The organism is Geotalea toluenoxydans JCM 15764, from assembly GCF_001311985.1.
Lineage (GTDB): Bacteria > Desulfobacterota > Desulfuromonadia > Geobacterales > Geobacteraceae > Geotalea > Geotalea toluenoxydans.
Window position 1 is genome coordinate 57,927 of record NZ_BBCJ01000017.1, and the last position, 24,545, is coordinate 82,471.

At 54.7% G+C, this 24,545-nt stretch carries 27 protein-coding genes and 5 pseudogenes; 14 read left to right on the forward strand and 18 right to left on the reverse strand.

Features of this window, described 5'->3' with window-relative positions; all coding sequences use genetic code 11:
- Nucleotides 1-230: 230 nt before the first annotated feature.
- From JCM15764_RS12390 to JCM15764_RS23445, 7 genes and pseudogenes are all read right to left on the reverse strand, one after another.
- A pseudogene (locus tag JCM15764_RS12390) lies at nt 231-1,534 on the reverse strand (pyridoxal phosphate-dependent aminotransferase).
- A gap of 236 nt (nt 1,535-1,770) precedes the next feature.
- Nucleotides 1,771-1,998: a hypothetical protein gene (locus JCM15764_RS23435; RefSeq protein WP_243688890.1), complete on the reverse strand. Its 228-nt coding sequence runs from the start codon at nt 1,996-1,998 to the stop codon at nt 1,771-1,773.
- Nucleotides 1,986-2,390, reverse strand: a complete 405-nt coding sequence (locus JCM15764_RS12395; protein ID WP_243688891.1) for a hypothetical protein — start codon at nt 2,388-2,390, stop codon at nt 1,986-1,988. Before JCM15764_RS12395 ends, JCM15764_RS23435 begins: the two co-directional genes overlap by 13 nt.
- A gap of 2 nt (nt 2,391-2,392) precedes the next feature.
- On the reverse strand, nt 2,393-2,542 hold the full coding sequence (locus JCM15764_RS23440; protein WP_243688892.1) for a cupin domain-containing protein: 150 nt from the start codon (nt 2,540-2,542) through the stop codon (nt 2,393-2,395).
- A complete protein-coding gene (locus JCM15764_RS12400; RefSeq protein ID WP_243688893.1) occupies nt 2,539-2,859 on the reverse strand; it encodes a WbuC family cupin fold metalloprotein in 321 nt (106 codons plus the stop codon). The genes JCM15764_RS23440 and JCM15764_RS12400 overlap by 4 nt, the downstream gene beginning before the upstream one ends.
- A gap of 4 nt (nt 2,860-2,863) precedes the next feature.
- Nucleotides 2,864-3,217: a VOC family protein gene (locus tag JCM15764_RS12405; RefSeq protein WP_054696112.1), complete on the reverse strand. Its 354-nt coding sequence runs from the start codon at nt 3,215-3,217 to the stop codon at nt 2,864-2,866.
- A 66-nt stretch (nt 3,218-3,283) separates the two neighbouring features.
- A complete protein-coding gene (locus tag JCM15764_RS23445) occupies nt 3,284-3,454 on the reverse strand; it encodes an NAD(P)-dependent oxidoreductase (RefSeq protein WP_243688894.1) in 171 nt (56 codons plus the stop codon).
- A 289-nt stretch (nt 3,455-3,743) separates the two neighbouring features.
- Between JCM15764_RS23445 and JCM15764_RS12410 the strand changes: the two genes are divergently transcribed.
- Both JCM15764_RS12410 and JCM15764_RS12415 read left to right on the forward strand, forming a co-directional pair.
- A complete protein-coding gene (locus tag JCM15764_RS12410) occupies nt 3,744-4,064 on the forward strand; it encodes a type II toxin-antitoxin system RelE/ParE family toxin (protein WP_243688895.1) in 321 nt (106 codons plus the stop codon).
- Nucleotides 4,051-4,362, forward strand: a complete 312-nt coding sequence (locus JCM15764_RS12415) for a helix-turn-helix domain-containing protein (protein ID WP_054696118.1) — start codon at nt 4,051-4,053, stop codon at nt 4,360-4,362. Before JCM15764_RS12410 ends, JCM15764_RS12415 begins: the two co-directional genes overlap by 14 nt.
- A gap of 56 nt (nt 4,363-4,418) precedes the next feature.
- On the opposite strand, the gene JCM15764_RS12420 is transcribed toward JCM15764_RS12415, so the two are convergent.
- From JCM15764_RS12420 to JCM15764_RS12440, 5 genes and pseudogenes are all read right to left on the reverse strand, one after another.
- Complete coding sequence (locus tag JCM15764_RS12420; RefSeq protein ID WP_243688896.1) at nt 4,419-5,228, reverse strand: cysteine hydrolase family protein; 810 nt, start codon at nt 5,226-5,228, stop codon at nt 4,419-4,421.
- The gene (locus JCM15764_RS12425) at nt 5,173-5,808 is read right to left on the reverse strand and encodes a hypothetical protein (RefSeq protein ID WP_054696121.1); all 636 of its coding nucleotides are present in this window, start codon (nt 5,806-5,808) and stop codon (nt 5,173-5,175) included. Before JCM15764_RS12425 ends, JCM15764_RS12420 begins: the two co-directional genes overlap by 56 nt.
- 104 nt (nt 5,809-5,912) lie before the next feature.
- A complete protein-coding gene (locus JCM15764_RS12430) occupies nt 5,913-7,139 on the reverse strand; it encodes a toll/interleukin-1 receptor domain-containing protein (RefSeq protein WP_054696124.1) in 1,227 nt (408 codons plus the stop codon).
- Between the two features lie 106 nt (nt 7,140-7,245).
- Nucleotides 7,246-7,656: a hypothetical protein gene (locus JCM15764_RS12435; RefSeq protein WP_054696127.1), complete on the reverse strand. Its 411-nt coding sequence runs from the start codon at nt 7,654-7,656 to the stop codon at nt 7,246-7,248.
- A pseudogene (locus JCM15764_RS12440) lies at nt 7,649-8,308 on the reverse strand (toll/interleukin-1 receptor domain-containing protein); the annotation flags it as partial. The pseudogene JCM15764_RS12440 and the gene JCM15764_RS12435, both read right to left, overlap by 8 nt.
- A 384-nt stretch (nt 8,309-8,692) precedes the next feature.
- Here JCM15764_RS12440 and JCM15764_RS23450 point away from each other — a divergent pair.
- The 7 genes from JCM15764_RS23450 (at nt 8,693) to JCM15764_RS12465 (ending at nt 13,958) form a co-directional block, all read left to right on the forward strand.
- A complete protein-coding gene (locus JCM15764_RS23450; RefSeq protein WP_243688897.1) occupies nt 8,693-8,869 on the forward strand; it encodes a type II toxin-antitoxin system HicA family toxin in 177 nt (58 codons plus the stop codon).
- The gene (locus tag JCM15764_RS12445) at nt 8,866-9,204 is read left to right on the forward strand and encodes a type II toxin-antitoxin system HicB family antitoxin (protein ID WP_054696132.1); all 339 of its coding nucleotides are present in this window, start codon (nt 8,866-8,868) and stop codon (nt 9,202-9,204) included. The genes JCM15764_RS23450 and JCM15764_RS12445 overlap by 4 nt, the downstream gene beginning before the upstream one ends.
- Nucleotides 9,205-9,436: 232 nt before the next feature.
- Nucleotides 9,437-11,098, forward strand: a complete 1,662-nt coding sequence (locus JCM15764_RS12450; protein WP_243688898.1) for a thiolase family protein — start codon at nt 9,437-9,439, stop codon at nt 11,096-11,098.
- Complete coding sequence (locus JCM15764_RS26785; protein ID WP_279384429.1) at nt 11,085-11,246, forward strand: ArsR family transcriptional regulator; 162 nt, start codon at nt 11,085-11,087, stop codon at nt 11,244-11,246. The genes JCM15764_RS12450 and JCM15764_RS26785 overlap by 14 nt, the downstream gene beginning before the upstream one ends.
- On the forward strand, nt 11,243-11,392 hold the full coding sequence (locus JCM15764_RS29835) for a hypothetical protein (RefSeq protein WP_439645297.1): 150 nt from the start codon (nt 11,243-11,245) through the stop codon (nt 11,390-11,392). Before JCM15764_RS26785 ends, JCM15764_RS29835 begins: the two co-directional genes overlap by 4 nt.
- A gap of 64 nt (nt 11,393-11,456) precedes the next feature.
- Nucleotides 11,457-12,704, forward strand: a complete 1,248-nt coding sequence (locus JCM15764_RS12460) for a GGDEF domain-containing protein (protein ID WP_243688899.1) — start codon at nt 11,457-11,459, stop codon at nt 12,702-12,704.
- A 186-nt stretch (nt 12,705-12,890) separates the two neighbouring features.
- On the forward strand, nt 12,891-13,958 hold the full coding sequence (locus tag JCM15764_RS12465) for a PQQ-dependent sugar dehydrogenase (RefSeq protein ID WP_243688900.1): 1,068 nt from the start codon (nt 12,891-12,893) through the stop codon (nt 13,956-13,958).
- Here the strand turns inward: JCM15764_RS12465 and JCM15764_RS23455 are convergent.
- Nucleotides 13,955-14,107, reverse strand: a complete 153-nt coding sequence (locus JCM15764_RS23455) for a hypothetical protein (protein ID WP_243688901.1) — start codon at nt 14,105-14,107, stop codon at nt 13,955-13,957. The two genes, JCM15764_RS12465 and JCM15764_RS23455, sit on opposite strands and share 4 nt — an antisense overlap.
- A gap of 202 nt (nt 14,108-14,309) precedes the next feature.
- Here JCM15764_RS23455 and JCM15764_RS12470 point away from each other — a divergent pair, with 202 nt between their 5' ends.
- The 3 genes from JCM15764_RS12470 to JCM15764_RS12480 are packed head-to-tail and all read left to right on the forward strand — an operon-like array spanning nt 14,310 to nt 15,587.
- Nucleotides 14,310-14,531 (forward strand): hypothetical protein, encoded by a 222-nt coding sequence (locus JCM15764_RS12470; RefSeq protein WP_054696135.1) that lies wholly within the window; start codon nt 14,310-14,312, stop codon nt 14,529-14,531.
- Nucleotides 14,532-14,563: 32 nt separating this feature from the next.
- Nucleotides 14,564-15,019 carry a hypothetical protein gene (locus tag JCM15764_RS12475; protein WP_054696137.1) on the forward strand — a complete coding sequence of 152 codons (456 nt, stop codon included), beginning with the start codon at nt 14,564-14,566 and terminating at the stop codon, nt 15,017-15,019.
- 1 nt (nt 15,020) lies between these two features.
- Nucleotides 15,021-15,587, forward strand: a complete 567-nt coding sequence (locus tag JCM15764_RS12480; protein WP_054696141.1) for a hemerythrin domain-containing protein — start codon at nt 15,021-15,023, stop codon at nt 15,585-15,587.
- Between the two features lie 10 nt (nt 15,588-15,597).
- Here the strand turns inward: JCM15764_RS12480 and JCM15764_RS12485 are convergent.
- Nucleotides 15,598-16,646 (reverse strand): annotated as a pseudogene (locus tag JCM15764_RS12485) (energy-coupling factor ABC transporter permease).
- 396 nt (nt 16,647-17,042) lie between these two features.
- On the opposite strand from JCM15764_RS12485, the pseudogene JCM15764_RS23460 reads away from it, so the two are divergent.
- Nucleotides 17,043-17,714, forward strand: a pseudogene (locus JCM15764_RS23460) (tetratricopeptide repeat protein); the annotation flags it as partial.
- Nucleotides 17,715-17,800: 86 nt separating this feature from the next.
- Entirely contained in the window at nt 17,801-18,049 is a 249-nt protein-coding gene (locus JCM15764_RS23465) for a tetratricopeptide repeat protein (protein ID WP_243688902.1), read from the forward strand.
- 65 nt (nt 18,050-18,114) lie between these two features.
- Here the strand turns inward: JCM15764_RS23465 and JCM15764_RS23470 are convergent, their stop codons facing one another.
- The 4 genes and pseudogenes from JCM15764_RS23470 to JCM15764_RS12505 all read right to left on the reverse strand — a co-directional run bounded on the left by JCM15764_RS23470 (nt 18,115) and on the right by JCM15764_RS12505 (nt 24,353).
- Nucleotides 18,115-19,599 (reverse strand): TolC family protein, encoded by a 1,485-nt coding sequence (locus JCM15764_RS23470; protein ID WP_243688903.1) that lies wholly within the window; start codon nt 19,597-19,599, stop codon nt 18,115-18,117.
- Nucleotides 19,569-22,559, reverse strand: a pseudogene (locus JCM15764_RS23480) (efflux RND transporter permease subunit). The gene JCM15764_RS23470 and the pseudogene JCM15764_RS23480 overlap by 31 nt, the downstream one beginning before the upstream one ends.
- Before the next feature lie 3 nt (nt 22,560-22,562).
- Nucleotides 22,563-23,231, reverse strand: a complete 669-nt coding sequence (locus tag JCM15764_RS23490; RefSeq protein ID WP_369412318.1) for an efflux RND transporter periplasmic adaptor subunit — start codon at nt 23,229-23,231, stop codon at nt 22,563-22,565.
- Nucleotides 23,232-23,771: 540 nt separating this feature from the next.
- Nucleotides 23,772-24,353 carry a TetR/AcrR family transcriptional regulator gene (locus JCM15764_RS12505; protein ID WP_054696144.1) on the reverse strand — a complete coding sequence of 194 codons (582 nt, stop codon included), beginning with the start codon at nt 24,351-24,353 and terminating at the stop codon, nt 23,772-23,774.
- Nucleotides 24,354-24,545 lie beyond the last annotated feature (192 nt).

Sequence of the window (24,545 nt, forward strand, 5' to 3'; positions counted from 1 at the left end):
ATATTCGCCAATTATATCAGGTCATAACCCGTATTTCAGCAGACAATGCTTTTTTCAGGGGGGAATGTGGCATTTTTGCAACTATGAAAACATGTGGGTCAAAAATTCGCAAAACTAGGAGTCTGTCGGACGTAGGGGAGGGTGGAGCAAAACAGGAAAGAGGGAAGTTTTCAGGACGGGGATAGGTTGGCGGGAACAGGCTCGGCTCTGCAGCCTGTTCCCGCTGCTGGTCAGGACTTGAGATATTGACCGATTTTTTCCGCCAGCGTCTGGTAAATACGCTCGCATTCCTTGTCGTCCTTTTCCAGGAGCGTGACCCTGAACCCCTGCAGGTCGGTATTGAAGGATGAAAGCGGAACGATACAGATGCCGGTATGGGCCAGGATGTAGTAGACAAAGCGCTTGTCCGGCGAGACGCCGGGGGCGTTGACCAAGCCTTCCACCAGTTCCCTTACCTCGACGTTGTCGATGGGCAGGCTCTGCCGGTTGGTAAGCAGGCCTTTTTCGAAGGCAACCGCCATGTAAAAGGCGCCGTTGGTGCGGTTCACCACCAGTCCCGGCACATCCTTGAGAAAATTGTAGGTAATGTTGCTCATGCGCTCATAGCGGGTGATGCGCTCTGCAAGGTAGTTGCCGTATTCCGGGTGGGACATGATGGCCGGAATGGTCTTTTGGGGCAGCGTCGTTGAACAGACCTCATTCATCTTGGTGCTGAGGATGGAGTTGATGTATTTTTTGAAGCGCTCGTCCTTTTGGCCGTTGTAAACCTCAATCCAGCCGCAGCGGGAGCCCGGCCAGGGCAGCTCCTTGGAGATCCCTTTCATGGCAATGGCTGGCACATCGCCGATGACATCGGAGATGGGAACCGTTTTCTCGTTGTTGTAGACGATGTTGTTATAGACTTCATCGGCAATAATAAAGAGGTCGTATTCCTTGGCTATGGCGACAATCTGGCGCAGGGTCTCCACCGGGTAGACCATGCCGGTCGGATTGTCCGGGTTGATGAGCATGATGCCGGAGATCTGCGGGTTATATTTTACATGGTTGCGCAGGTCGTCAAGGTCGGGGAACCAGTTGTTCTCGGGCCTGAGTTGGTAGCAGACAGGAGCAGCCAGGGCGTGGGCCGCCTCCCCAAGGGTATGGGTGGTGTAGGTGGGGGAGGGCATCAGCACTCTCGTCTCATGGCGGAGATTGCCATAAACCTTGGCGATGGCGTCTCCCAGGCCATTGAAGAAGATGATGTCGTCCGGTGTTATCTGGGCTCCACCCCGCTTGTTGGTAAGGCCACAGATGAATTCCCGTGTTTCCAGGACGCCCCTGGTGTGGCAATAGCATAGGTATCATCATTCATTGCTTCTTTGGCGACAATTTCCTTCATCCAGGTGGGGATAATCTCACCCTTGACGATCGGGTCGCCGATATTTTCCCAGTTGATCTTGACGCCATGTTTCTGCAGCTTTTCCGCCACATTGACGATGTTCCTGATCTCGTAGGTCAGTTCTCCAGCTCCGGGGGTGACAATATCGTTTCTCATCCGCTTACCTCGCTCCTAAGAATTTTAAAATTCCGGCCAATCCCAAATGATAAAAAGGGCCGTGGGGGGAAACCCACGGCCTTTAAAATAAGTAAATGTTCAACGCACACTTACAGGGCAGCGGGTAGACCTGCGGCGTTAAGCGCCGCTGCGCTGATAGCTCGTGCATCCCTGTAAGTATCGAAAGATAGCTCTTTGTTCATAAGTGAACCAAATAACACAGACCAGGTATCCAGTCAATGTTTTTGTGGGTCGAATTTTTCATCGATGGATATGGTAAAACGTCCGTCATTATCGCGCCAGCGCAGCCATCCGTATGCGGTAAGGTCAACCAGAACCAGTGCCCAGTCTTCCCTGACATCGATGATGCGCAGATTCTTCTGCCTGGAGAGAACCTCCAGTTGCGGCGCAGTTGCAGAGGGATCGTGGCGAAGCAGGTAGAATTCTTTTTTCAGCCCGGGCAAAAGTTTTGCGCCCGCCCTTTGAGAAAATGGTTCCAGGTGACGTACTCCCAGGCCCTGGAGCTTTCCAGCCACCCTTCGCGTCCTGCGTCGTCATAGACGATGTGCAGCCAATTTCCCTTTTTACCAGTCACGGCAGCGGAGTATTCGCCGGTCCGGCCCTGAATGACAGGGGTAAGGGATGGAAGATCACTTCTTTCCAGGTCTGTTATTCTCTCAACGCCAGGCTCTCCATATATGGGGAGGGTACAGCATGGCTCGCTGCTCCGGGAAGGGAAAGGACGGATTACCAGAAGCCCTTCGCCGCTGAACGGCCGCGGGGGGGCGATGGCGGCGAGAGCGGTCTGGACAGAGAGACCGAAGCAGATGGTTATGAGAATGATGCGCAGTATCATCGTTAGGAGAGGAGCGCCTTCAGCTCGGCAAGATAGTTTTCCGCCGGGGAAGTCCCGTCTTCCGGAGCCCAGGGGGCTTTTTCCCCTTCGGCCAGGGGCTGGTATGGCCCCGCTTTGGCTTCAAAGAAAATAGTCCCTGGTTCAAGGCTCACTGCCGTATGAAAAACACCGTGGGGATATCGGCAATGATCGTTCCGGTTGCCGTGTCGAGAATGGTAGTCTGCAACACTTTTCCGGCATTATCGAAGGTTAAGATGCCCAGTTTCCCCCTGAGGATGACGAAGGACTCATCCTTGACCGGGTCAAGATGGCGATGGGGACGGATGTAAGAATCGGGCTCGATGGCATTGAGCAGCCGGTGGCAGCAGAAATCGTCCGTCGGATGCAGGTTGTAGTTCTTTCTGAGCCTCGGGTTTGCCTGGGCTTCATGGGTCAGGCCGTCCAGCAAGTTTTTATCGATGATTTTCACAGTATTACCCTTCGACCAGGGCGAACTGGTTGCCGTCAGGGTCTGTAACCACCGCCATCTTACCCCATGGCGTCCGCTCCAGCGGCTCGGCAAACTGGACGCCCGCGGCAGTAAGCTCCTTGCACAGCGCCTCGATATCCGAAACGGTAAGGGTAATGCCTGTATGCCGCCCTGCCAGTGGCTTCGCTGCATCGTGCATGGCCAGCGCCACGCCCAGGGTAGGTCCGCCGCCGGGAAAAAACTCCATCATGGTCGGCGACTCCTGCACCAGGGGCAGCTTGAGCTGATCCTTATAGAACTGCTTGGCCTTTTCCAGGTCGAGAACAAAGACCACCATATTTTTCATCTTGATCGACATTGTTACCTGTCCTTTTCCCGTAAATTGAAGGCATAAAATAGCAGAGCTGCTTATGGCTGGCAAGGGTCATTTGCCGTGTAGGGCTCCAAGCAGCTCTTCGATAAAGAGGTCGATATATTCCTGGCTGATGGCGCTGGAATGGGGGGTGATCAATATGTCCGGTTCATGCCACAGGAGGGAATCGGTCGCCAGCGGCTCGACTGCAAAGACATCCAGACCCGCACCATGTATGTTCATGGTGGTTTCCGTGTTTTTAAAGTTCGGGGTTATTCAAGTTTTTCATTGTTGCGACTATTGGGGGTTGGATAACTCAATAAGGCTGGGGGCGAAGCAGAAAGAAGCCCTATGTATTCCAGGCAGGAGCATAAACTAAATCTGGCCCAGTTTCCTTCAATTACCAGCCCATCTGACATGACCCCATCTGGCAATGGCTGAGAGCAAACCTGCTTGACCTGTGTTGCGCTTCATTGGCCAGTTTCCGTCAATTATAGATTGACTTTATACGTCATTGCCGTATATTGACTCTATGGTCACATTCGTCGAATCACCGCTATTTACCAAGCAGGTCCATGATTATCTGACAGACGACGAATACCGGGTTTTTCAGGCGTTCCTTACTGCCACCCCAAATGCAGGCGATGTGGTACGCGGTTCCGGTGGAGTCCGCAAGGTTCGCTGGAGCCGCCGTGGCACCGGTAAAAGTGGTGGTGTGAGAGTCCTTTATTTTGCCCGTTCAGAAGCAGGCGAAATCTGGTTACTTCTGATTTATGCTAAAAGCGCTGTTGACAGCATTCCCGGCCACATTCTCAAAGCACTCAAAGAGGAGATGGAACATGTCATTCGATGAAAAAGAACTGCTTGCACGCGATGCGAATCGTAATATTGGTGAAGAACTGCTCCAGGCCGTACGAGACATTAAGGCGGGCAAGGTCGGGCGTGTTTCCACCCTTGAAGTTTCTCCAATAGCTACCGCTCGTCAAAAAATCGGCCTTTCACAGAGCGAGTTCGCAAAAATGCTCGGTGTGTCGCTCCGAACTCTCCAGGAGTGGGAGCAAGGACGCCGGACGCCATCAGGCGCGGCGAAGTCTCTTATCACCATTGCCATCAAAAAGCCGGAGATTATAAAGGAATTGCTCGCTGCTTAAGTAGTCCGGGTTCCTGCAAATCACCAGATGCAAAGCCTGACATCATCTCCCTATTTTCAGGGGCTGATCTCAGACCCTGCCTTGACTTGAGCTCCAGCCTCACCCCATTTCCGTGCCAGCTTTTCAATGCTTTTGCTGCTTTCCGTCGCGATACCATCTTGGAAGAGCGTCACTTTGTAGCGGCGATTCAGGGCGCCACGGGCTGTGGCGTTCACACAGTAAGCCCCGTCCAAGCCCGTGATTAATAATTGGCTTATCTGCTTTTCTGCAAGGTAAGCGTCAAGCTCGGGGTTGGAAAACGCGTCCGGCCGATTCTTGGAGAGGGTGATGGCCATGGGGACTTTGATGAGGCGGTGGTCCATGTCCGTTCCAGGGGAACCAGGAGCGTTGATCCCGTCTGTGAAAAATGACATGATTGGGTTATCGATCACATTTTTTATATAAACAACAGTAAGTCCCTTTTTTTGAGCCTGTGCAAGTAAGGTGTTAGAGACCCTCACAATTCGGTCTCCGTCATGGTACCGCTTCTTAGCTTGGGGTCCCGTGTAATCTTCCTGGATATCAATGATGAGAAGTGCAGCACGTGGAACTGCATATTTCTTGATTGGTATTCCCCTTGTTGGACGCATGCTCCAGTAGATCAGAGCAAAGAGCATAAGTGCCAAAAGAAGAACCGAAGTAGCCGACCAGTACAGAAATTTTTTCAATCGCTTCATTATAGATGTCTCTCTCTTGACTTTATTGTTGTAACACAACGGCTCAAGGAACACGGGGCGCGAAGCGATCCAGTGGAGCTCGTTGTTCGCGTTTTTAATTGTCAATCTTGATGGACTTAAGTATCTCTGCGAATTCTTTTTCTGATACATCCGGACCCTCCTGATGGCCTGACATGCTCAACATAAACATGAACTTGCCACGAGGAATAAGCCAAAGTCTGCTCAAGGTCGGAAACGTCCTTCCTTCGGCGTTGCTAACGGTGTACTTGGATTTGGTATAGGCAGCCTTCTGACCACCAACAACTGTCTCTCTTATATTTTCGACGGACTTGAAATCAACCATTGCACGTTGCATTGACGGGATCACTAAATTCATAAGCTCCAGGGCAGACTTGTCTTCTAGTTGACCAAGCGGGCGAAGTAGGATTTGCACACTTGGATTAAGATCGTCGTATGGTTCTTCATATTTCATTATCGCTATCAAGGGAGCGCTAGCCCTTTGCCTCATCTGTTCTTCTAGCTCTTTATCTTTTAATCGCACATTAGCACGATTGGTAGCGATCTGGTCAGTAGTGGCAAAGACCCAGCCTTTTGGTTTAGTTATTGAGAACCCTGCCGTTGGACTTCTGAATGTATCCTCCTCTTGTTTTGAATTGCCTTTCTCGGCAGCCATGGCAGGCAGGAGTGTTATCAGGGTAATAAAGAGGGATACTATTATTTTCTTTGCCATTATCTTTCCTTTCTTTGCGCGAACGTCGTGGGGCGCAGTGGCGGAGCGAAGCGGAGACCGGCTGCCGCTGCCTGGTTGGGGATTCCTGTATCCATAAAACGCGTTCAGGAGCGACTTTTCACGAAACGGCGAGTCGCTGGCGTGCGCTCTATTGATGCAGTAAGCCAGTCTCCCATGCATAAATGGCTGAGTTCTTTCACAAGCTTCCGGTTTATAAGGTAGGCCATCGCGGGATTCAAACGCCTTGCCTCCCAGCCGTATATCTCAGCAATCGCGTTTGGGTCTTCAGGAAAATCATCAGAATTCTGCATGTCGACCGCCAGTTTCAGAGCGTCCTCACTTGGGTCCCACGGCATCGAAAAGCGGTCGAAGGTCACGAATAGCTCGGCCTCCGGGTGAACTTTGCCATAGTGATCGGCATGCACCATTCCGTGCAGCTCATGCACGGCATCTTGGACATCTTCGTCTGAGAGCCCAGTTGCAGCCACGAGGTCATTGATTTCAAGCCACGGATCAAATTTCCGCGCGTACTTAGTTCTCTCAACAAACACTTTGGCGACAGCGTTGGCTGCGGGCGAAAACCCAGAATCGGTGGAGGTTTTGATTTCTGCCACAACCGTAGGTGCCTGGCCAAGAACTGGTTTTTTCGTCACACCATATATATCGTTGACGAGTTGAGCGACATCCTTGTCTGAGTCAGTTACGACGGGTGAAAGCATGCCCTGCAAGAGTGGCGGCAGTTCTTTTACTTCAAGCTGGTGCCGGAGTGGGATGAATGTCACCTTTGATTGGAGCTTGAGCATCAGGCCGGCATCCATCTCCTGATTGACCCACGGCTTCGTTAGTGAGTTGGGTGTCAGAAGCACGATAAAATGCGTACAGGTGCCAAGGCCTTCGTCTATCTTCTGACGTAAGCTATCGCCAGCCTTTAGGCACCATTCTGCCCACCAAGTCTCAACACCACGCCCTTGTAACAGGTGAGCAATCTGACCGGCCAACTCTCGATCTTCCCATGCGTAACTCATAAATGCGATCGGAGGAGAAGAAACAACATAGGGTATTTTTGCCTTGGGAGCGGAGGTATCGACAGTAGTAAGATCCAAGCGCTCGTGTACCAATGCCAGTAATTCAGGTGAGCCTTCAATCTTGTAGGACATGTTTTCAAGTGACGTACCTGAGAAGACTACGGTCGGGAACTCTCCCGTTTCCGGATGTCGGATAGCGCATACTTTCTCGCGAATTTGCTCGGCAGCCTTCTCCATAAGTGATTTCATGAGACTTTCAGTGAAGTCTTTGGGATCGAAAGGTTTTCCATTAAACGTCATACCCATTGCGACATACCTCCTTACAGCGGCTGATTCACTCTTCGGTGTGAACCGGCGTTGAAATATGACCATGCACCCAAGGCTGACCCACCCAACGGCTGGCTGGTGAGCCTCACAGCTCTGCGGTCTGGCCGTCTCCTTCATTGGATTTCGAGCCATTATTTTCGCTGACCAACATGCCGTCATATGAATTAATTGTAGAAGTTGCAGGTTCAAGCTTTGTCATATAATTCGGATTTAGAACAATTTTCCACACACATACTATAAGGCCAAGAACATCTCCGAAAAGAGCAGCTCCAGCTGCCGTAACAACTTCAGGCGGAAATTCAGAGTGCTTAAATACGATGTATGATGATACAACCATTATCACTCCAAGAAGAAATACTGCAGAGTAGCCCATCACCAGTCTCAGAGTGAACCAAAGATTCTCTTGTGTTTTCCGTTGGTCAAAAGTCTCTTTTTCTTGCCGTAGCTTCTCTGCCTCACGCTCGAAAATGACCGGAAGGAAGTCATCTTTATTCATTTGACACCCCCGGACCTGACTTCATTTTCTCTATAATTGATTCTATAGACTGCATCTGCATTTCAATTCTTTCAATATCTCTCTTTCTTAATTTTGCAGAATAAATAAGCGAGGTGATAAGCCCAGCGAAGAAAGTTGAAGCAGTTGTTATTAACACTGCAAAAGTAATTTTTGTAAATGACAAGAATAATGCAACGACTAGAACCATAATAAGTGATGTAACAACAGCAAAACGTGCCTGTTGAGTCATTAACATTTGTTTGGCATTGTTTTTTAGTTCATACAGTTCCTTTTCCCAAATCAAAATTTGTTCTTGCGCATTAGTTACTTCCTGCCTTGCTTTGTGAGCTTGAGTCATATCAATGTTAGATTGGTCTGTTTGCAAAATAGATCTTATTAATAGTGGTAGATTCTGCTTATATTTTCCATCGTCTGTCATTTCTAGGTATAATAAATCCTTCAAAAAGAACGGAATATCTATATCTTTCTCAAGAACAATTGGAATGATTTTGTGCTTAACTCCCTTCTCACGTCGAGCTCTAGCAAGTGCTATCTCTGTGCTGACCCATGGATTTGCAGAGCTTTGGCGAGAAAGGATTAAGACGAATGCATCCGAATCTAAAATAGCTGAACCAATCTTCTCAACAATCGACTCACCTGGGCTATGGCATCACGATAGACAAAAGCATCGATACCCGCTTTCTGCAAATCTGATGCAAGACGCCGAGCAAATTCAGTGTCTTTTGAAATATGGCTTATGAAGACTTTTTTGTTCATATTTTCCCTATGTTTGTGTCCAACGGGGTCGCGAGCTGGAGCGGAATAGGGGGCATTCTATTTGCTGGTTTGCTAGTAACCAATACCTTCTCCCTCTTTGCGTCAGCCGCCCGGCCCGCCGATAGTTGTACTTTTCGGACGATATCTTGACAATGGTACTAAATCGTAGTACTAAAAACTGGTGAGACGAAAACACCTTAAAACTCTGGCATCGATCTTTACTCACCCCGTCCCGGGAAACATTCAATGGCCTGATATTGTGGCTCTCTTCAAAGAGCTTGGGGCCGAGATCACCGAGCGAGAAGGTTCACGCGTTGGTATTCGTCTCTTTGGAGATCGTAGAGTATTTCACCGCCCGCATCCTACTCCGAATACGGACAAGGGAGCTGTCGCCGCCATACGCAAATGGCTTGAAGAAAATGGAGTCAACCCATGAACAATATGACTATCAACGGCTATGATGCAGTCATTTCCTATGACCCGGAAATCGACATGTTCCGGGGGGAATTTGTTGGGATCAACGGTGGTGCGGATTTCTATGCCGGCACTGTTGACGATCTTCGGAAGCAGGGCGAAATTTCCCTCAAAGCCTTTCTCGATATGTGTGCCGAAGATGGGGTTGAGCCGCGCAAACACTTCTCCGGGAAATTCAATTTGAGAATCCCTCCTGCTCTGCATCAGCGCCTCGCTGCACAAGCCGCCGCTCACGGCAAGAGTATCAATGCCTGGGTCGTTGAACTCCTGTCGGAATGTGCAGTTCATGATCATTGAGCACCCCAGCTCAGGTAAAACCCACCATTAGCGCGCAATATAAACCCGATCTTAATTATTGTCAAAGGATCAGAGCCACTTTCTGCCTGTATTTCGATTAGCTAAAAGCATCTGCACGATGCCCCGCCAGCTGCGCCGTGTCAAACATCTGCCCTGCCTGAAATTGCATATCTCCTCCCATCGGCTACAATGTGATTCACACTTCGCAAAGCCAATGGGGAAGGGATCGACCATGAAAACAGCTTTTCATCCGCGCAGGGTCTATATTGCGGCGTCGTATATGGCGCCGGTGGGGCGGTACAATGGCAAGGAACGGGAGGCATGCACCTTTCTGGAACTGGCGGAAAAGGCGGCGGCTGTGTTTGCATCCAGCCCGGTTCGCCCCAGGGATATTGAGGCCGTCGTCGTGGGGAGCCAGAATCCGGGGGCATTTTCCGGGGTGGACAACACCGCCGCCAAGGTGGCCGGGGTGCTGGGCATTTCCGGCGCCAAGTCGGTGTTGATCGATACCGCCTCATCGTCGGGGGCATCTGCCTTTGAAAACGCCTACATGGAGATTGCCTCGGGGCGCTCCGACCATGTCCTGGCCATGGGCATCCAGAAGATGAGCGACGTCTCCACCTGGATGCCACCAAGATTGTCGCCGGGGTCATCGACCGGGACGAGGCGGAGTTCGGCCTGTCCATGCCTGCCTGCGGCGCACTGGTGCCCGGTCTCTCATGCAGCGCCTGAATCTCTCAGAGGAGGAATGGACGGCCTTCTCGGCCATGCTCACCGAACGGCCCATCGCTTTGCCGCCCGCAACCCCGATGCCCATCTCAATTTCCAGATTCCGGTGGATGAGTATTACCGGCAGATTGTCAACGGCAAGAACTACATGTACTGGTGGCCGTTGCGCTACCACGATTTCTGCCCCATGTCCGACGGGGTGGCGGCGGTCATCCTCACGGCTCGCCCCCAGGAGGTCATGGTGACCGGCGTGGGGAGCGCCACCGACATACCGACCATCGCCGACCGTCGCTATTTCCAGTCATTCCCGGCGACGGTGCGGGCGGCGGCCGCTGCCTATGGCATGGCCGGCATCAAGGACATCACCACCTTCGCCGGAAAGCTGCATGTGAACATGCACGATCCCTTTAACGGCTTCGGTCCCATCAATATGGTGGATCTGGGTATTATCCCCCGGACGCGGCTTCTGGACGGCCTCTTCGATGACAGCCTCACCGGCGAGCGGGGCCGATTCCCCACCAACCTTACGGGAGGACTGAAGGGGCGCGGCCATCCCTTGGGGGCCACCGGCATGATCCAGGTGGTGGAAAATCACCGGCTGATTCTGGAGAGGGGCTTCCAGGCAGGCCTTTCCCATTCCATCGGCGGCCCCATCAACAACAATGTGGTGATCCTGCTGGAGCGGGTTTCACATTTTCGCCACCGTCCCTGCCAGCCATACAAGCCGTGGGGGTTGCCGTCCCTGGGTACGCTGAAACCCAAGCAGGTCACCATAGATGCCCTTCTGTCCGGCACTGAGACGGTCGAAGGTAGCTACGTCACTTCCACCACCCGCTTCGACTACAAAACCGGGCAGCCGCTCAATACGTTGATGCTGGTGTCTTGCCGCATGAACGGTGGCCGCTATACCTTCCTCTTCGGCATCGGCGGCGAGCATTACCAGAGCATCGCCAGCCTGGCGCCGGGGGACAGGTTGAGCCTGGAGCGCAAAGATGGTCTGATCCTCGTCAACCAGATGCCGGTCAAGCGTTTTTACCAGCGCACCCTGGATGGCCTGATGGAATTTGCCGAATCGGGATGGAGGATATTCCAGGGAAAGAAGGTGATACAAGATAAGAAGAAAGCCGAAGGCGAGCCAACCCTTTGTTCCGGTGGAGCAGCATGAAACCGTCCGCCATGCCATCATCGCCCTCCTGGAGAAAAATGAGCTGACCGCCCGGGAGATTTCCGAGCAGACCGGCATCGGCGAAAAGGATATCTACGACCATCTAGAGCATATACAGCTGCACAGCAGAATCTTCATCTGGCCGTGACACCTGCTGTCTGCCGCAAGTGCGGGTTTGTCTTCAGAAAAAGAGAGCGCCTGAAGAAGCCGGGGCGTTGCCCGGTCTGTCGCGGAGAATTCATCGACCCACCATCCTTTTTCATCCAAAGTGGCTCTGGTGCCGGTTCCTGTTAATCGTGTTGACATGCTGCCGCACAACAGTGTATTGAATCTGTGCATATGTTAATCATGGCAGGAGATGACACTGGTGACGGTTGCCGCACTGAAAAAGCTTACCATTTTAGCCCCTTCCGTCATCCTTCTTGTCATGGCCTACCTGGCGATTCCCCATGTTGCGGCCCTGCCTCCCCCGCAGCATGAGCTTGCCCTGCTTTCCCCTTATCTGTTCATTGGCACCGGCCTGGTACTCAGTTTCGCCTTCAGCAGGGGGCGGGCCTTTTTCGTGCTGCTGCTCCTGGCCGGCTTTTACTGGTTCTTTCGCACCTATCTCCAGCATGGGCTCTCGGACTTTCTTCCCCGTGTCGTCTTCCAGTTTCTCTGCCTGCTTATTCCTCTCAATATCACCATCTTCTGCCATGTGAGGGAACGGGGGGTCTTCACCCTGTCGGGAAGGATGCGCTTTGCGTTTCTTGCCATGCAGCTGGCAGCGGTCGCCTGGATCATCAGATACCGGGAAGACTATGGCCAGGTGCCGCTATTTTTCTCCCGCCCGTTTCTGGACATCCCCTTTATTTCTGACTCCCCGGTTCCACAGGTTGCATGGCTGGTTGCCATCATCGGCTTTTTCCTGGTCCTGTACCGGGTGGTGATCCACAAATCCCCCATCGACAGCGGTTTGCTCGGCGCCCTGGTTGCGGTCTTCATTGCCTTCAACACTCTGACCGTTGGCGATTTCCCCCTGGTTTTCATTGCCGCTGCAGCGTTTATCCTTGCGGTGAGCGTTCTTCAGGATTCCCACAACATGGCTTTCCGTGACGATCTTACCGGGCTTCCCTCCCGTCGCGCCCTCAACGAGCAAATGCTGTCCATGGGACGGCAGTACACGATTGCCATGCTTGATGTGGACCACTTCAAGATCTTCAATGACACCCATGGCCATGATGTGGGGGATCAGGTGCTGAAGATGGTGGCGAAAAAAATTGGCGCCGTAAAGGGGGGAGGGCGGCCCTTCCGCTATGGCGGCGAAGAATTCACCATTGTCTTTCCACGCCGGAAAATGGGCGATGCCATACCTTTTCTCGAAGATGTGCGCAGTGCCATCAGCGCCTACGAGCTGTCGATCCGCAGCAAGGACCGCCCCAAGAAGGCGGAGGATGGAAAAAAGAAACGCAATGCCGGCCATGGCGACAAAACGGTCTCGGTTACCATCAGCATCGGCGTAGCAGAGAGCAGCGACAGCCTGCGCCTGCCGGACGATGTGATAAAGGCGGCAGACAAAGCCCTCTACCGGGCAAAGAGCAAGGGGCGCAACCAGGTGAGCAAGTAATATACCGGCAATATACCCCACGACAAACCCTCCATGATGACCGTACCGCCGGGCCGACGGCCATACCTTGTTATCCTCCATTCTTCCATGACAGAATACCCCACCAGCAGCCATTGCATCCTTAACCGGGAAGGTTAGAATTATCTTGGGACCAGCCGGAACAGACATGACAATCAGGGGGGGGCGATGGGATTCTCGGCAAGGTTAATGATGGTCAGCTGCATGTTTTTCCTGGTGCTTTTCCTGTGGCTAGCGCTTGAGGTTGCAGATGCCGCCGGCCCTGCCCATGCAGCCGCCCCTTTCCCCTCCATCACTCTGAAAAAGTACGCTTCCGGTTTTGATGAGCCTACCGATATCGCCAATGGAGCAGACGGCAGCGGCAGACTCTTTATCCTGGAGAAAAGCGGCCGGGTGCGGATCATCAGGGATGGGAAAATTCTGCCGGCGCCATTTCTGGAGATCGAGAAGCTGGTCAAGTCTTCAGGCTCCGAGCAGGGGCTGCTCGGCATCGCCTTTCCCCCCGGTTTCAAGCAAAAGGGTCATTTCTACGTCAACTACACCGATCACAGCGGCATCGGCAATTCGACTGTGGCACGCTATGGGGTAGGCGCCAATGGAGATATTGCCGAACCTTCCACGGCCCAGATCATTCTCCGTGTCACGCAGCCCTTCAGAAACCACAACGGCGGTCAGCTCGCCTTCGGCCCCGACGGTTTTCTCTACATCGGCTTCGGCGACGGCGGCAGTGCCGGGGATCCCCGCAACAACGGCCAGCGTCTCGATACTTTTCTGGGGAAGATGTTGCGGCTGGATGTGGAGTCGGGGGTGTCGCCCTACCGGATCCCCCCCGGCAATCCGTTCAGGAATGAAATCTGGGCATACGGCCTGCGCAACCCCTGGCGCTTCTCCTTCGACCGCGAGACAAAAGATCTCTACATTGCCGACGTGGGACAGGACCTCTACGAAGAGGTGGACTTCCAGCCGGCCGCCAGCAAAGGGGGAGAAAATTATGGCTGGAGAATAACGGAAGGCTCCCACTGCTTTAAAAAGAAAGATTGCTCCAAAAAAGGCCTGACACTGCCGGTGGCGGAGTATGATCATTCTGAGGGTGACTGCTCGATCACCGGCGGTTTCGTCTACCGTGGCAAAGAATCTCCTTCCCTTGTGGGGATCTACTTCTATGGCGATTATTGCAGCGGCAGGATCTGGGGGCTGAGACGCACCGGTGCAAGTGGGAGAAAAAGCTGCTCTTAAAGACCTCCCTGAAGATTTCCACCTTCGGCGAAGATGAAGTGGGCAATGTTTATGTGGCCGATCTGGCAAGCGGAGATATCTACAAGATAACCGGGCGTTGAAGCCAATATCGGGCCATGCTGCCCGAGTGGCCTGCACCGCAAATCCATCCCTGCTCCTTTTCTTTAAATATGTAAACTAAGTGTAATATGAATTCTGCGCTAACCGCTCTCCTTCCCCAGGTGGTCGTTTCTCCTTCTGTACAGGTCCCTTTTTTTCAATTCTCTCAAACCCACATTTTTTGACCCAGGTCATAATCTTCCTTCCATTGATGCCGTATGCTGAGAGTCATCAAAGAGAGGGAGGCGCCAGATGGAATTCAACAACGACTTGGGCAACAAGGCAATTCAGGATGTGATTCAGACCTATCCGGAGATAGGTGAAATTCTGAACCGATTCGAGATCGGCTGTGTCACCTGCAAAGTGGGCATTTGCCTGTTGAAGGACGTGGTCTCCATCCATGGTCTTTCCAGGGAAGACGAAGCGCGCATCGAAGCAGAGATAAACGGGTATCTGGCAAAGAACGCCGCATAAATAAATCATCAATCAGAGAAAAGGAGACGGACATGAGTAATCTGGGATGTGGCTGCCCCGGCAGCATGGCAAGGGTCATCGAGAGAGAAGAGACAAAGACTGTGGCAACGGAAAAAGCCGTTTCAGAACTGCGGCAGTGGCCGGTGCAGCTGCACCTGGTGCCTCCAACCGCACCATACTTCAACAACAGCGATATTCTCATATCGGCCGACTGTGTTGCCTTTGCCCTGGGCAGCTTTCACAGCGACCTGCTGAAGGGGAAGGCATTGGCTATAGCCTGTCCGAAACTGGATGATACGGGTGCCTATGTGGAAAAACTGGCAACGATATTTCGCGCCAATGGGGTGAAAAGCATCACCGTGGCCATCATGGAAGTCCCATGCTGCCGCGGGCTCGATGTAATGGTAAAGCAGGCGTTGCAGCAGTCGGGCAAGGATATTCCGCTGGAGACGGTCATCATCGGTGTTGACGGCGAGAGGAGGAACTGAGATGAAAAGGGATATTACGCAGGCACTGGTTGCTGAGCACAAGCTGATTCTGCGCATGCTGGCGATTTTGGAAAGGAATGCCCGAGCCACTGCCGCCGGGACTTTTAAAGAGTATCGCTTTTATCTCGACGGGGTGGATTTCATCAGGAACTATGCCGACCGCTACCACCATGCCAAAGAGGAGGACGTGCTGTTCGAGTCACTGGTGAAAAACGGCATGCCCAGAGAAAACAGCCCGGTGGCGGCCATGCTCATGGAGCATGACCAGGGAAGGGCTTACGTGAAGGCAATGGAAGAGGCGGCCATGGCGGCCATGGCGGGGGAAAGGGAGCGGGATGGAGCAATTGCCGAAAACGCCCTGGCCTATGTGCAACTCCTGAAGGAACACATTAGCAAGGAGGACACCGTTCTCTACCCGCTTGCGGAAAGGCTTTTGCCAGAAGCTGCCCGTGATGCCATTATTGCCGGGTATGGGGCTGCCGAAGCGCGGATTGCCGAGGGCTTTACAACCAGATATGAAAGGCTGGTGGCAGCCTGCGAGCAGGAAGCAGTGTCAAAAGCAGCATGAATTAAAAGTTTTACCCGGGTCGGGACGTCTTGCGACGTTTGAGAAAAAAAACGATCACCACGGAAAATGCCAGTGTGATCAGGGTGCCCACAAGCCCGGCAACGCTGGTACCAGCCTTACGGTCGCTCTTCTCTTTTTTCGCCCCTGTTTCCCCCGGGTTTTTTCTTTCTTCCGCAGGCTTACTGAAGGAGTAATCACGGAGCAGGGCGGTCTTGTCCTGAATTCGGGCCAGTGCCCCGTGAAGCCCCAGGTTCGGCCCCGCAAGCTCTTCCTTGCCCGTTACCTTGAAAATGGCCCATTCTAGCCGTCAGGATTTTTTGAAGCGAACCAGGAGAGGGCACCGGCGGCTATGATGGCCACTGCCATGAAGGCCAGCAGAATATCACGTAGCGGATGATTACCTGCAGGTTGCCCGCTGAAGGCATTTTCGAGGATTTCCGGTCGGGCCTTGTAAATGAATGACACCACTGCCAGGGTGACGAATCCTTCGACAATGCCTATGGCCAGATGAATGGGCTGCATCAGCAGCACGAAAGTGGGAAACGGCAGGGCTGAAATGCCTGAAAAAAAAAGTTTCCAGCACCACGGCAAGGGACCCCATCTGCAGGCAGGCAATGGCGGCAATCATGGTGGCCATTGTCATGCGATAACGCCCGGGATCGCGGCCGAGGATCTTCTTGTAGATGAGAGGGTATGCAACAAAGGCGGGGAAAAAGCCCATGTTGAAGATGTTGCAGCCGAGAGCCAGCAATCCTCCGTCGGCAAAGAACAGGGCCTGGACCACGAGCACCGAGGCAATGGAGAGGAATGCCCCAAGGGATCCCAGAAGGATCGAGAGTAAAAGCCCACCCCCCAGATGGCCGCTGGAGCGGTTCCCGGAATGGTGAAGTTGATCATCTGCGCTGCAAAGAGAAATGCGCCGAGCACCCCCATGAGCGGCACATTGCGTTCATCTAGCCTTTTCCGCACTTTTGCCGAACAGTAGGCGATGGTGATGGCCGATGTCCCCCACATGGTTCCACCGACAGCCGGAGACAGTAATGCGTCCGCCATATGCATAGAGAGATCTTCCCCTGTGGCACGAATATTCCTGGTTTTCATCCGGAGTTTCCGGGTGGAAACTACTGGTAATATGAGCCATACGCTATCGGATATTCAGTGTCAATGGATTTTGCGGAACAGCCGCCATCTTCGTCTCCGGAGGCATTAATCTGTTGACCACAGACATGGGATTTGCAATAGTTGCAGAAAATTCATTTCAAGCTGTGGAGGGCTGAAATGGTACGTCGCAGGATCACAGTCACGCTGACCATCTTAATCTGCATTGTTTGCGCAACAGCTGTCCTGGCCGATTACGAATCAGGGCTTCGTGCCTATAATGATGGTGATTTCGCCACGGCCATGCGTGAGTTCAGGACGGACGGGAGCCCAAAGGCATTGTATCAGATCGGCCTTATGTATGCGGAAGGGAAAGGGGTAAGAAAACCGAACCCCTCTGAAGCGATGAAGTGGTATCGCAAGGCTGCGGACCAGGGTTTCCTGAAGGCCCAGTATGCCCTTGGCCTCTCGTATGCACTGGGGGAGGGCACCCCTGCTAACCGGAAGGAGGCCGCCAGGTGGTATCGCAAGGCTGCCGATCAGGGGCATGTGACGGCCCAGTACAACCTGGCCCAGATGTACAGCCGTGGCGACGGCGTCAAACAGGACGAAGCTGAAGCTTTCAAGTGGTATCGCAAGGCCGCAGAACAGGGGCATGGCACAGCCCAGTTGACCCTCGCCCAGCTTTATGACAAGGGGCTGGGTGTGGAGCCGGATAAAAAAGAAGCTGCCCGCTGGTATCTGAAGGCGGCCGAGCAGGGGAAGCCAGCTGCCCAGTTTGCCGTTGCCACCATGTATGAAAAGGGGGAAGGGGTCGAAGCCGACAAAAAGGAGGCGCTGAAGTGGTTCCGTCGTGCCGCCGAACAGAAACACGCCAAGGCCCAGTTCAAGGTGGGTTTTTACTATGACAGGGATGACAGTGGTGCCGAAGGTAAAAAGGAAGCGGCAAAATGGTATTGCCGGGCCGCTGAAAGCGGTGTTGCCGAAGCCCAGTTCAATTTGGGCATTCTTTATTATTACGGCAGGGGGATGGAACGTAACAAAAAAGAGGCTGTGAAATGGTTCGCAAGGCCGCCGGCCAGGGGGACTCCGATGCCCAGTATAACCTGGGGCACATGTACGACCAGGGGGACGGCATCAAGCAGGACTGGAAGGAAGCAGTCAAATGGTACCGCAAATCAGCCGACCAGGGCTTCGATCAAGCCCAGTTCAGTCTGGGCCTCATGTACTTCCATGGCCATGGGGTGAAGCAGAACAGGAGGGAAGCCATCAGGTGGTTTGTCAAGGCAGCGAAAAACGGTTCCGAAGAAGCGATAAGGACTCTGGAAGCCTTGGGCAGGCATGTTCCGCTGCAGGCGCACTGAACAGTTACTCCATGTTACCCTGCCATATGGGATGGCCAGTTCAGGTCATTCACCCAGCACCCCCATTACCCAGTCCAGGTTGACCCTGCCACCAGGTAGTCCCGTTTCGCCCGGGAAAAATTGCTTTTGGCCTGCAGCAGGTTCAGCTCGGCATCCTCCACCTCCAGGCGGATCTTTACCCCTAGCTCATACCCCTTTTCCGCCATGGTCAGCAGTCTTTCTGCCTGCTTTACCGTCCCCGACAGGGCGTTTACGATCTCTTCCGATTCGGCCAGGGCGTTGACCGCATTCCGCGCATCCAGGGCGATGGCATCCAACTGCTTTGCCTCGTCGATCCTGAGACTTCTGACGGTTGATTCGGCCTGGGCCGTCTTGCCACTGGTGCGAAAGCCGTCGAAGAAGGGGAAGCTCAGGTAGATCCCCGCACTCCAGGCAAAGCCGTCCGCCTTGTTTACTCCAATCTCCAGCTGTTTCCAGCCATAGCTTCCCTTCAGATCCAGGCGAGGCTTGTTGTCGGCTGCTGCAACGGTTACCAGTTCCTCGTACATCCCCCGGCGGTGGCGCAGATCGGCCAGCTCCGGCCTCTTTCTTTCGGCAACGGCGATAGCTTCCTCATACGTGGCATGTGGCGTTATTGCCGCATCAAGGGCGCCGCTGACCTCAACCTCATGGTCCAGGGCAAGCAGGTAGCGGAGTTCCTGGCTGGCGGTGCGGATCTGGTTCTCGGTGCGGATCACCTCCGGGCGGGCATTGTCGACGGTCACTCCAGCAGCGAGCACATCGTATTCGGTGGCAATCCCTTCAGTGTATTTTTTGCGGGTTTCATCCAGGTGGCGTTTTTTCTGTTCCAGGTTCTGCGATGCAAAGGCGTTCAGTTCCCGGGCGAGGAGGACGTTATAGAAGGTGGCGGAAACGTCACGGGCTGCTGCCTGACGGTAGAGGCGCAATTGATCGTCCGCGGTCTTGAGGCCGATCTTTGCGGCGCGGATGGCAGCTCCCACTTTGCCCCAGGAGAAGAGCACCTGGGAGGCGCTCAACTCGGCGCTTCGCCTGTCCTGTGCTCCCGAGACGCCGAAGAAGGCGCTCTGGCTGTCGTCCCAGTCCCGGGCGACGGTGCCGTTCAGGGCAAGCTGCGGCAGGGCTGCTGCCCGCTCCTCCACATACCGTCCTTCCACCTGATTGAAATATTCCCGCGCCTTTTCAATGTCCCGGTTCTTTTCCGCCGCGATCTGCAGGGCCCGCTCCAGGGTCAGCGTCTGTACCTCCGCATTGGCTAGGGACGCAAGGACCACCGAGCCGCAGAGCAGGCAGAGCGCACCGAGCAGTCCCCTGAAAAACCTTCTGCCGGGAAACAGCCTGATTACTTTGCCGGCTACTCTCCGGGCCTCTCCTGCCGTCGGGTCTCCGGCGTCCGGACTCTGCCCATGCTCCCTGTTCCACTTCCGCTTCAGCCATGCCCCCAGGTCGTCGACAACGGTATAGACCACCGGCACCACCAGCAGGGTCAGAAGGCTTGAGGTCAGCAGCCCGCCGATGACGGTGCGAGCCATGGGAGCACGCCCCTCGCACCGGAGCCGAGGGCGAAGAAGAGTGGGAGCATGCCGAAGATCATGGCCAGTGTGGTCATGGCGATGGGGCGCAGCCTCGTCCGTCCCGCTTCGATCACCGCCTGCCGCCGCGGCATGCCGTCCCGCCGCTGCAGGACTTTGGCATAATCCACCAGCAGAATGGCGTTCTTCGTCACCAGCCCATGAGCATTATCAGGCCGATCAGAGACATGATATTGACGGTATCGCCGGTCAGTTTCAACATGCCGGCCACGCCGACAATGGAGAGGGGCAGGGAAAGCATGATGGCCAGCGGCTCCAGGAACGACTCGAACTGGGCGGCAAGGATCAGGTAGACGAAAAGCACCGCCAAAAGCAACGATTCTCCCATGTAGCCAAATGATTCAGCCATGTCTTCCGCCTCCCCGGAAAAGTTGACCGAGTATCCGGGAGGCATCCGGATATTGCTGGCTGCCGCTTCCACTTTTTTTACCGCCGTGCCGATGGGGAGATTGTCCAGATTGGCGCTGACGGTGACCTGGCGCGACAGGTCACGGCGGTTGATTTCGCTGGGGGTCGCTGCTACCTCGTAGGTGGTGATCGCTGACATCGGCACCAGCTTGGTGCTGCCGGCTCCGTCGGGGACGGAAATTTTCAGGTCTCGTACCTGCCCCGGGTTCTGCCGCAGGTTTTCAGGCAGCCTTACCCGCACGTCGACGGCATCGCCGTCCTCATCTTCATAGGTGGTTATTGCTTCCCCCCCTACCAGACGGCCCAGGGAGGCGACGATGTCGTTGGTGGACACACCGGCGGACAGTGCCCGCTCCCGGTCCACCCGCAGGCGGTACTCGGGGATGTCGTGTTCCAGGGTTGCCGAGATATCGACGATACCGGGAATTTTGTACATCTCCTCCTTCAGTTTGGCTGCAAGTCCCTTGAGGACGGCGATGTCCTCCCCCTTGAGATTGGCATTGAGCGGCTTGCCGCTTCCCATGCTGCCGACGATCTCGATGGAGAAGGTGATGCCGGGAATTTGCCGGAGGCGTTCCCGCACCACCTGCTGAATCTCCTGCTGTTTTCGCGTGCGCTCCTGTTTTTCCTTGAGTTTCACGTAAACGAGCCCATCCCGGACCGTGCCGCTGTCGCCGGCGCCGATGGTGGCATAGGTATGGTCTATTTCCGGGATGTTCTTCATCCGGTCAAGGACCAGGCCGAGGCGGTTTTCGGTCTCGGCCATGCTTGCATCGGGGGCTGTCTTGAAGGAAACCTGGAATTCTCCGTTATCTTCAGTGGCCATGAAAGAGGATTCCAGGGTGGCAAAGATGGCCAGTCCCGCGATAAAGGCGACGAAGGCCGAGGCCATGACTGTTTTGCGGTGATCGAGAGCCCAGCCGATGGCGCTACGATACTTGTCTGCGGTATAGTCGAACCAGTCGTTGAAGGTTTCAAGCAATTTTGCCAATCCTTTCCGATGACCACGGGCGGTAATGGCGGGATCGTGCCAGCGGGAGGAGAGCATGGGGTCAAGGGTGAAGGAGACGAACAGCGATACCAGCACCGCAAAGGAGACGGTGATGCCGAAGGGGAAGAAAAAGCGGCCTACGATCCCCTTCATGAAGGCAACGGGCACGAAGACGGCCACCACTGACATGGTGGTGGCGAAGACCGCCAGGCCGATCTCGGCGGTGCCGAAGCGGGAGGCCTCCATGTGGTCCTTGCCGTGCTCCAGGTGCCGGACGATATTTTCCCGGACGACGATGGCATCGTCGATCAACAGGCCGATGGCCAGCGACAAGGCCATGAGGTCATGACATTGAGCGTCATTCCCATTGCATTCATGACGATGAAGGAGGAAATGACCGAGATGGGGAGGGTGACGCCGGTAATGACCGTCGAACGCCAGGAGTTGATGAAACAGAAGACGATGACGATGGTGAGGATACCGCCGATTAGAAGTGTCTCCTTCACGTCAGCCAGGGAGTCCCGGGTCATGATGGAGCCATCGCGGACCAGGGACAGCTTCACTCCCGGCGGCAGGTCTTTTTCAACCTTGCCCATGATCTTCTTGATGTTGTCCACCACCTGGACCTGATTTGCCCCGGATTGCTTGTAAATATCCAGGCCGATGGCGGGAATGCCGTTGATCAGCGCCAGCCGCCGTTTCTCCTCGACCCCGTCGCCGACGGCAGCCACTTCTGCAAGGGTTACCGGCCTGCCGTTACTGCGGGCGATGACCATTTGCCGATAATCGTCGGCCCGTTCCGGCTTTCCTTCCATGCGCAGGGGGTATTCGGCGCCGCCGCGGGTCAACCGTCCCAGGGGCGCGTTGGTGTTTTCGCTCCGCAGGCCGTCCACCACATCGTTGACCCCCAGCCCCACCGCATCCAGGCGGGCCGGGTCGATTTCCACGTTGACCTCACGTTTCTGTCCCCCGACCATGTCAACCTTGCCGACGCGGCAATGCTCTCGAAGCGCTTCTTGACCCTCTTTTCCACCAGTACCGTCAGCTCCCGCGGGAGCAGCGTTTCCGACTGCACCGCCAGGGCCGCCACCGGCATGGCATTGAAGTCCAGCTTCTGGATGATCGGCTCTTCCGTGGCTGTGGGCAGGTCGCCGCGGATGGAAGTAATCTTCGCCCGCGCTTCCTGGGCCACGTCGTTCAGCTTCTCTTCCAGCCTGAACTCGACCACAACCGTGGAAACGCTTTCCCGGGAGAAGGACATGACGTGCTTCACCCCTGCCACCTGGTTCACCGCTTCCTCGATCCGCTTGGAGACCTCCCGTTCCACCGTTTCCGGCGAAGCTCCGGGAAACTTGGTGACGATTGAGATGACCGGTATCTCCACGTTGGGATACATCTCCACCGACAGCCGGCGGTAGGAAAAGATTCCCAGCACCACCAGGGCCAGCATCATCACCGCTGCGAAGACCGGCCGTTTTATGGACAGCTCTGAAAGTACCATGGTCTATTTCCCTCCGGCCGCGGCGAAGGCTACCCGGTCCCCATCCTTGAGGTTGAAGCTGCCGCGGTTCACATAGCGATCGCCCGCCTTCAGCCCTGCCGTTATCTCCACCATCTCGCCGCTGACCGTGCCGATCTGCAGCTGGCGGCGTCTTGCCTGGTCTTTCTCCACCACGAACAGGGTCGCCTTCTTTGCCGACAGGTCCAGCCCGCTCAGAGTTCCGCGGGGAACCTGCAGGACGTTTTTCCTGACGCCGCAGATGATTTTCCCCTTGGCAAACAGTCCCCCCTTAAGGATTTCCGGCTCGTTGACCACCTCGGCGACCACTTTGAGGGAGCGGTCGGCAGCCTGAACCTCAGGGTTGATGAACATGATCCTTCCCTGGAAGGTCCTGCCGGGGACGCCGTCGGTGGTGAAAAGCAGCTTCTGTCCAACCTGCAGACGGGCCATTTCTGCGGACGGCACAGTAAAGGTCAGGTTGAGCAGGCGGTTGTCGACGATCTTGAAGATCGGCATGGCGGCAGCGGCGTCGCTGGCCAGATCGCCCACATTGACAGCGCGCAGGGCGACGGTGCCGTTGATGGGGGAGAAGACCATTCCCTTCGCCTGGCGCAGCTTCGCCTGGCGTTGCTCCTCTTCGGCGACCCGGATACCGGCACGGCTCGCCTCGATGCGGGCGGCAGCGGCGGCAGCTTCCGTATCCGCATCATCACGGCCTGCTGGGTGGCGAGTCCCGCCTCTTTCAGCTTATGCACCCGTGCCAGCTCCCTGTCCGCCCGTTTCGCTGCAACCTCTGTCTGGGCCAGGTTTGCCCTGGCGGACTTGATGGCGGCCTCGATCCGCTTGACGGTTGCTTCCGTTTCGGCCACGTCGATCCTTGCCAGGAGGGTCCCCTTCTTCACCCGCACCCATTCGGTGACATAAACCTGTTTCACCAGGCCCGGAATCTGGGTCTTTATCTCGGCGAAGAATTTTGGCTCCAGGGTGCCCGTTACTTCCACCCCTTCCTCAAGGTCGGCAGCGGCAGCAACGGCAACTTCCACGGCTACCGGCGGCTTGACAGTGTCTTCACCCTTACCGGCAGATGCTCCTCCGCTTTTAGAGCAGCCCATGGTTCCAGCCGCCAGGCATAGTACGCACAGTATCAGCAGTTGCTTCATTTCTTCATCCCCTTTTCTTGGAGTAGTTGTCCTGTCTTTATCCGGGGCGTCATCAGCCCTGCAACACCATGTCCAGCATGCGCTCCATCTGGACACTATCGATACGGGGGCAAGTCTGGCACAATTGTTCTTCCATGGTGGTATTGAATATGGAGACGATGATCCAGGCAGTGTCCCTCGTGTCATTGGCCACAAACTCTCCTTGGGCAATTCCCTCCTTCACCAGAGCCTCGACAGTTGCGACAATTCTTGAGTAATAGTCTTCGAAGTCAATGGGGGGAGCCCCTTGTGGCGGACCATAATAAATGGCGTAAATGAGGCGGAGAACTTCGAGCCGGTCGATGACCAGTGCCAGGAGCAATGAGCAGAAATGGATGATTTTTGCAGCGGCAGTCCCGGAAATGGTGGTCATACGGTCCAGTGATGCATCGAACTGGGCGAAGGAGCTGTTCATCAGCTCCAGGTATATGCCTTCCTTGCTGCCGAAGTAATAGTAGAGTACCGGTTTGGTGACGCCCGATGCCTCGACAATTTCACGTACCGACGTTGCAGCATAACCCTTGTTGTTGAAAAGCGTCAAAGCTGAAGCCAGAAGCTTTTCCCTGACGCCGTCCTGTTTCTCTTGTTCTGCCATGGTCACCTCGTGTCAAACTTACCGACCGGTAAGTAGCATGAAGGGGTGGGGTGGGTCAAGCAAAACTTACCGATCGGTAAGTATCTGCCGTGGGGTGCCGGCAAAAGGAATGGATTGATTTTTTTAGTCCGAATTTATATAGTGCATAGATGCCTGTACCTTGGGTGCAGGCAAATGGCTCCAAGGACATTC

Excerpts from the sequence above, each read along its gene's own strand:
- JCM15764_RS12435 (WP_054696127.1), bottom strand. The coding sequence starts at position 7,656 with ATGAATAAAGATGACTTCCTTCCGGTCATTTTCGAGCGTGAGGCAGAG.
- JCM15764_RS12460 (WP_243688899.1), top strand. The coding sequence starts at position 11,457 with ATGACACTGGTGACGGTTGCCGCACTGAAAAAGCTTACCATTTTAGCC.
- JCM15764_RS12480 (WP_054696141.1), top strand. The coding sequence starts at position 15,021 with ATGAAAAGGGATATTACGCAGGCACTGGTTGCTGAGCACAAGCTGATT.
- JCM15764_RS12475 (WP_054696137.1), top strand. The coding sequence starts at position 14,564 with ATGAGTAATCTGGGATGTGGCTGCCCCGGCAGCATGGCAAGGGTCATC.
- JCM15764_RS12415 (WP_054696118.1), top strand. The coding sequence starts at position 4,051 with ATGTCATTCGATGAAAAAGAACTGCTTGCACGCGATGCGAATCGTAAT.
- JCM15764_RS12470 (WP_054696135.1), top strand. The coding sequence starts at position 14,310 with ATGGAATTCAACAACGACTTGGGCAACAAGGCAATTCAGGATGTGATT.
- JCM15764_RS12430 (WP_054696124.1), bottom strand. The coding sequence starts at position 7,139 with ATGGGTATGACGTTTAATGGAAAACCTTTCGATCCCAAAGACTTCACT.
- JCM15764_RS12445 (WP_054696132.1), top strand. The coding sequence starts at position 8,866 with ATGAACAATATGACTATCAACGGCTATGATGCAGTCATTTCCTATGAC.
- JCM15764_RS12420 (WP_243688896.1), bottom strand. The coding sequence starts at position 5,228 with ATGTATCAGAAAAAGAATTCGCAGAGATACTTAAGTCCATCAAGATTG.
- JCM15764_RS12410 (WP_243688895.1), top strand. The coding sequence starts at position 3,744 with ATGGTCACATTCGTCGAATCACCGCTATTTACCAAGCAGGTCCATGAT.
- JCM15764_RS23465 (WP_243688902.1), top strand. The coding sequence starts at position 17,801 with ATGTACGACCAGGGGGACGGCATCAAGCAGGACTGGAAGGAAGCAGTC.
- JCM15764_RS12465 (WP_243688900.1), top strand. The coding sequence starts at position 12,891 with ATGGGATTCTCGGCAAGGTTAATGATGGTCAGCTGCATGTTTTTCCTG.
- JCM15764_RS12505 (WP_054696144.1), bottom strand. The coding sequence starts at position 24,353 with ATGGCAGAACAAGAGAAACAGGACGGCGTCAGGGAAAAGCTTCTGGCT.
- JCM15764_RS12450 (WP_243688898.1), top strand. The coding sequence starts at position 9,437 with ATGAAAACAGCTTTTCATCCGCGCAGGGTCTATATTGCGGCGTCGTAT.
- JCM15764_RS23445 (WP_243688894.1), bottom strand. The coding sequence starts at position 3,454 with ATGAACATACATGGTGCGGGTCTGGATGTCTTTGCAGTCGAGCCGCTG.
- JCM15764_RS12395 (WP_243688891.1), bottom strand. The coding sequence starts at position 2,390 with ATGATACTGCGCATCATTCTCATAACCATCTGCTTCGGTCTCTCTGTC.
- JCM15764_RS23470 (WP_243688903.1), bottom strand. The coding sequence starts at position 19,599 with ATGGCTCGCACCGTCATCGGCGGGCTGCTGACCTCAAGCCTTCTGACC.
- JCM15764_RS12425 (WP_054696121.1), bottom strand. The coding sequence starts at position 5,808 with ATGGCAAAGAAAATAATAGTATCCCTCTTTATTACCCTGATAACACTC.
- JCM15764_RS12405 (WP_054696112.1), bottom strand. The coding sequence starts at position 3,217 with ATGTCGATCAAGATGAAAAATATGGTGGTCTTTGTTCTCGACCTGGAA.
- JCM15764_RS23455 (WP_243688901.1), bottom strand. The coding sequence starts at position 14,107 with ATGGATTTGCGGTGCAGGCCACTCGGGCAGCATGGCCCGATATTGGCT.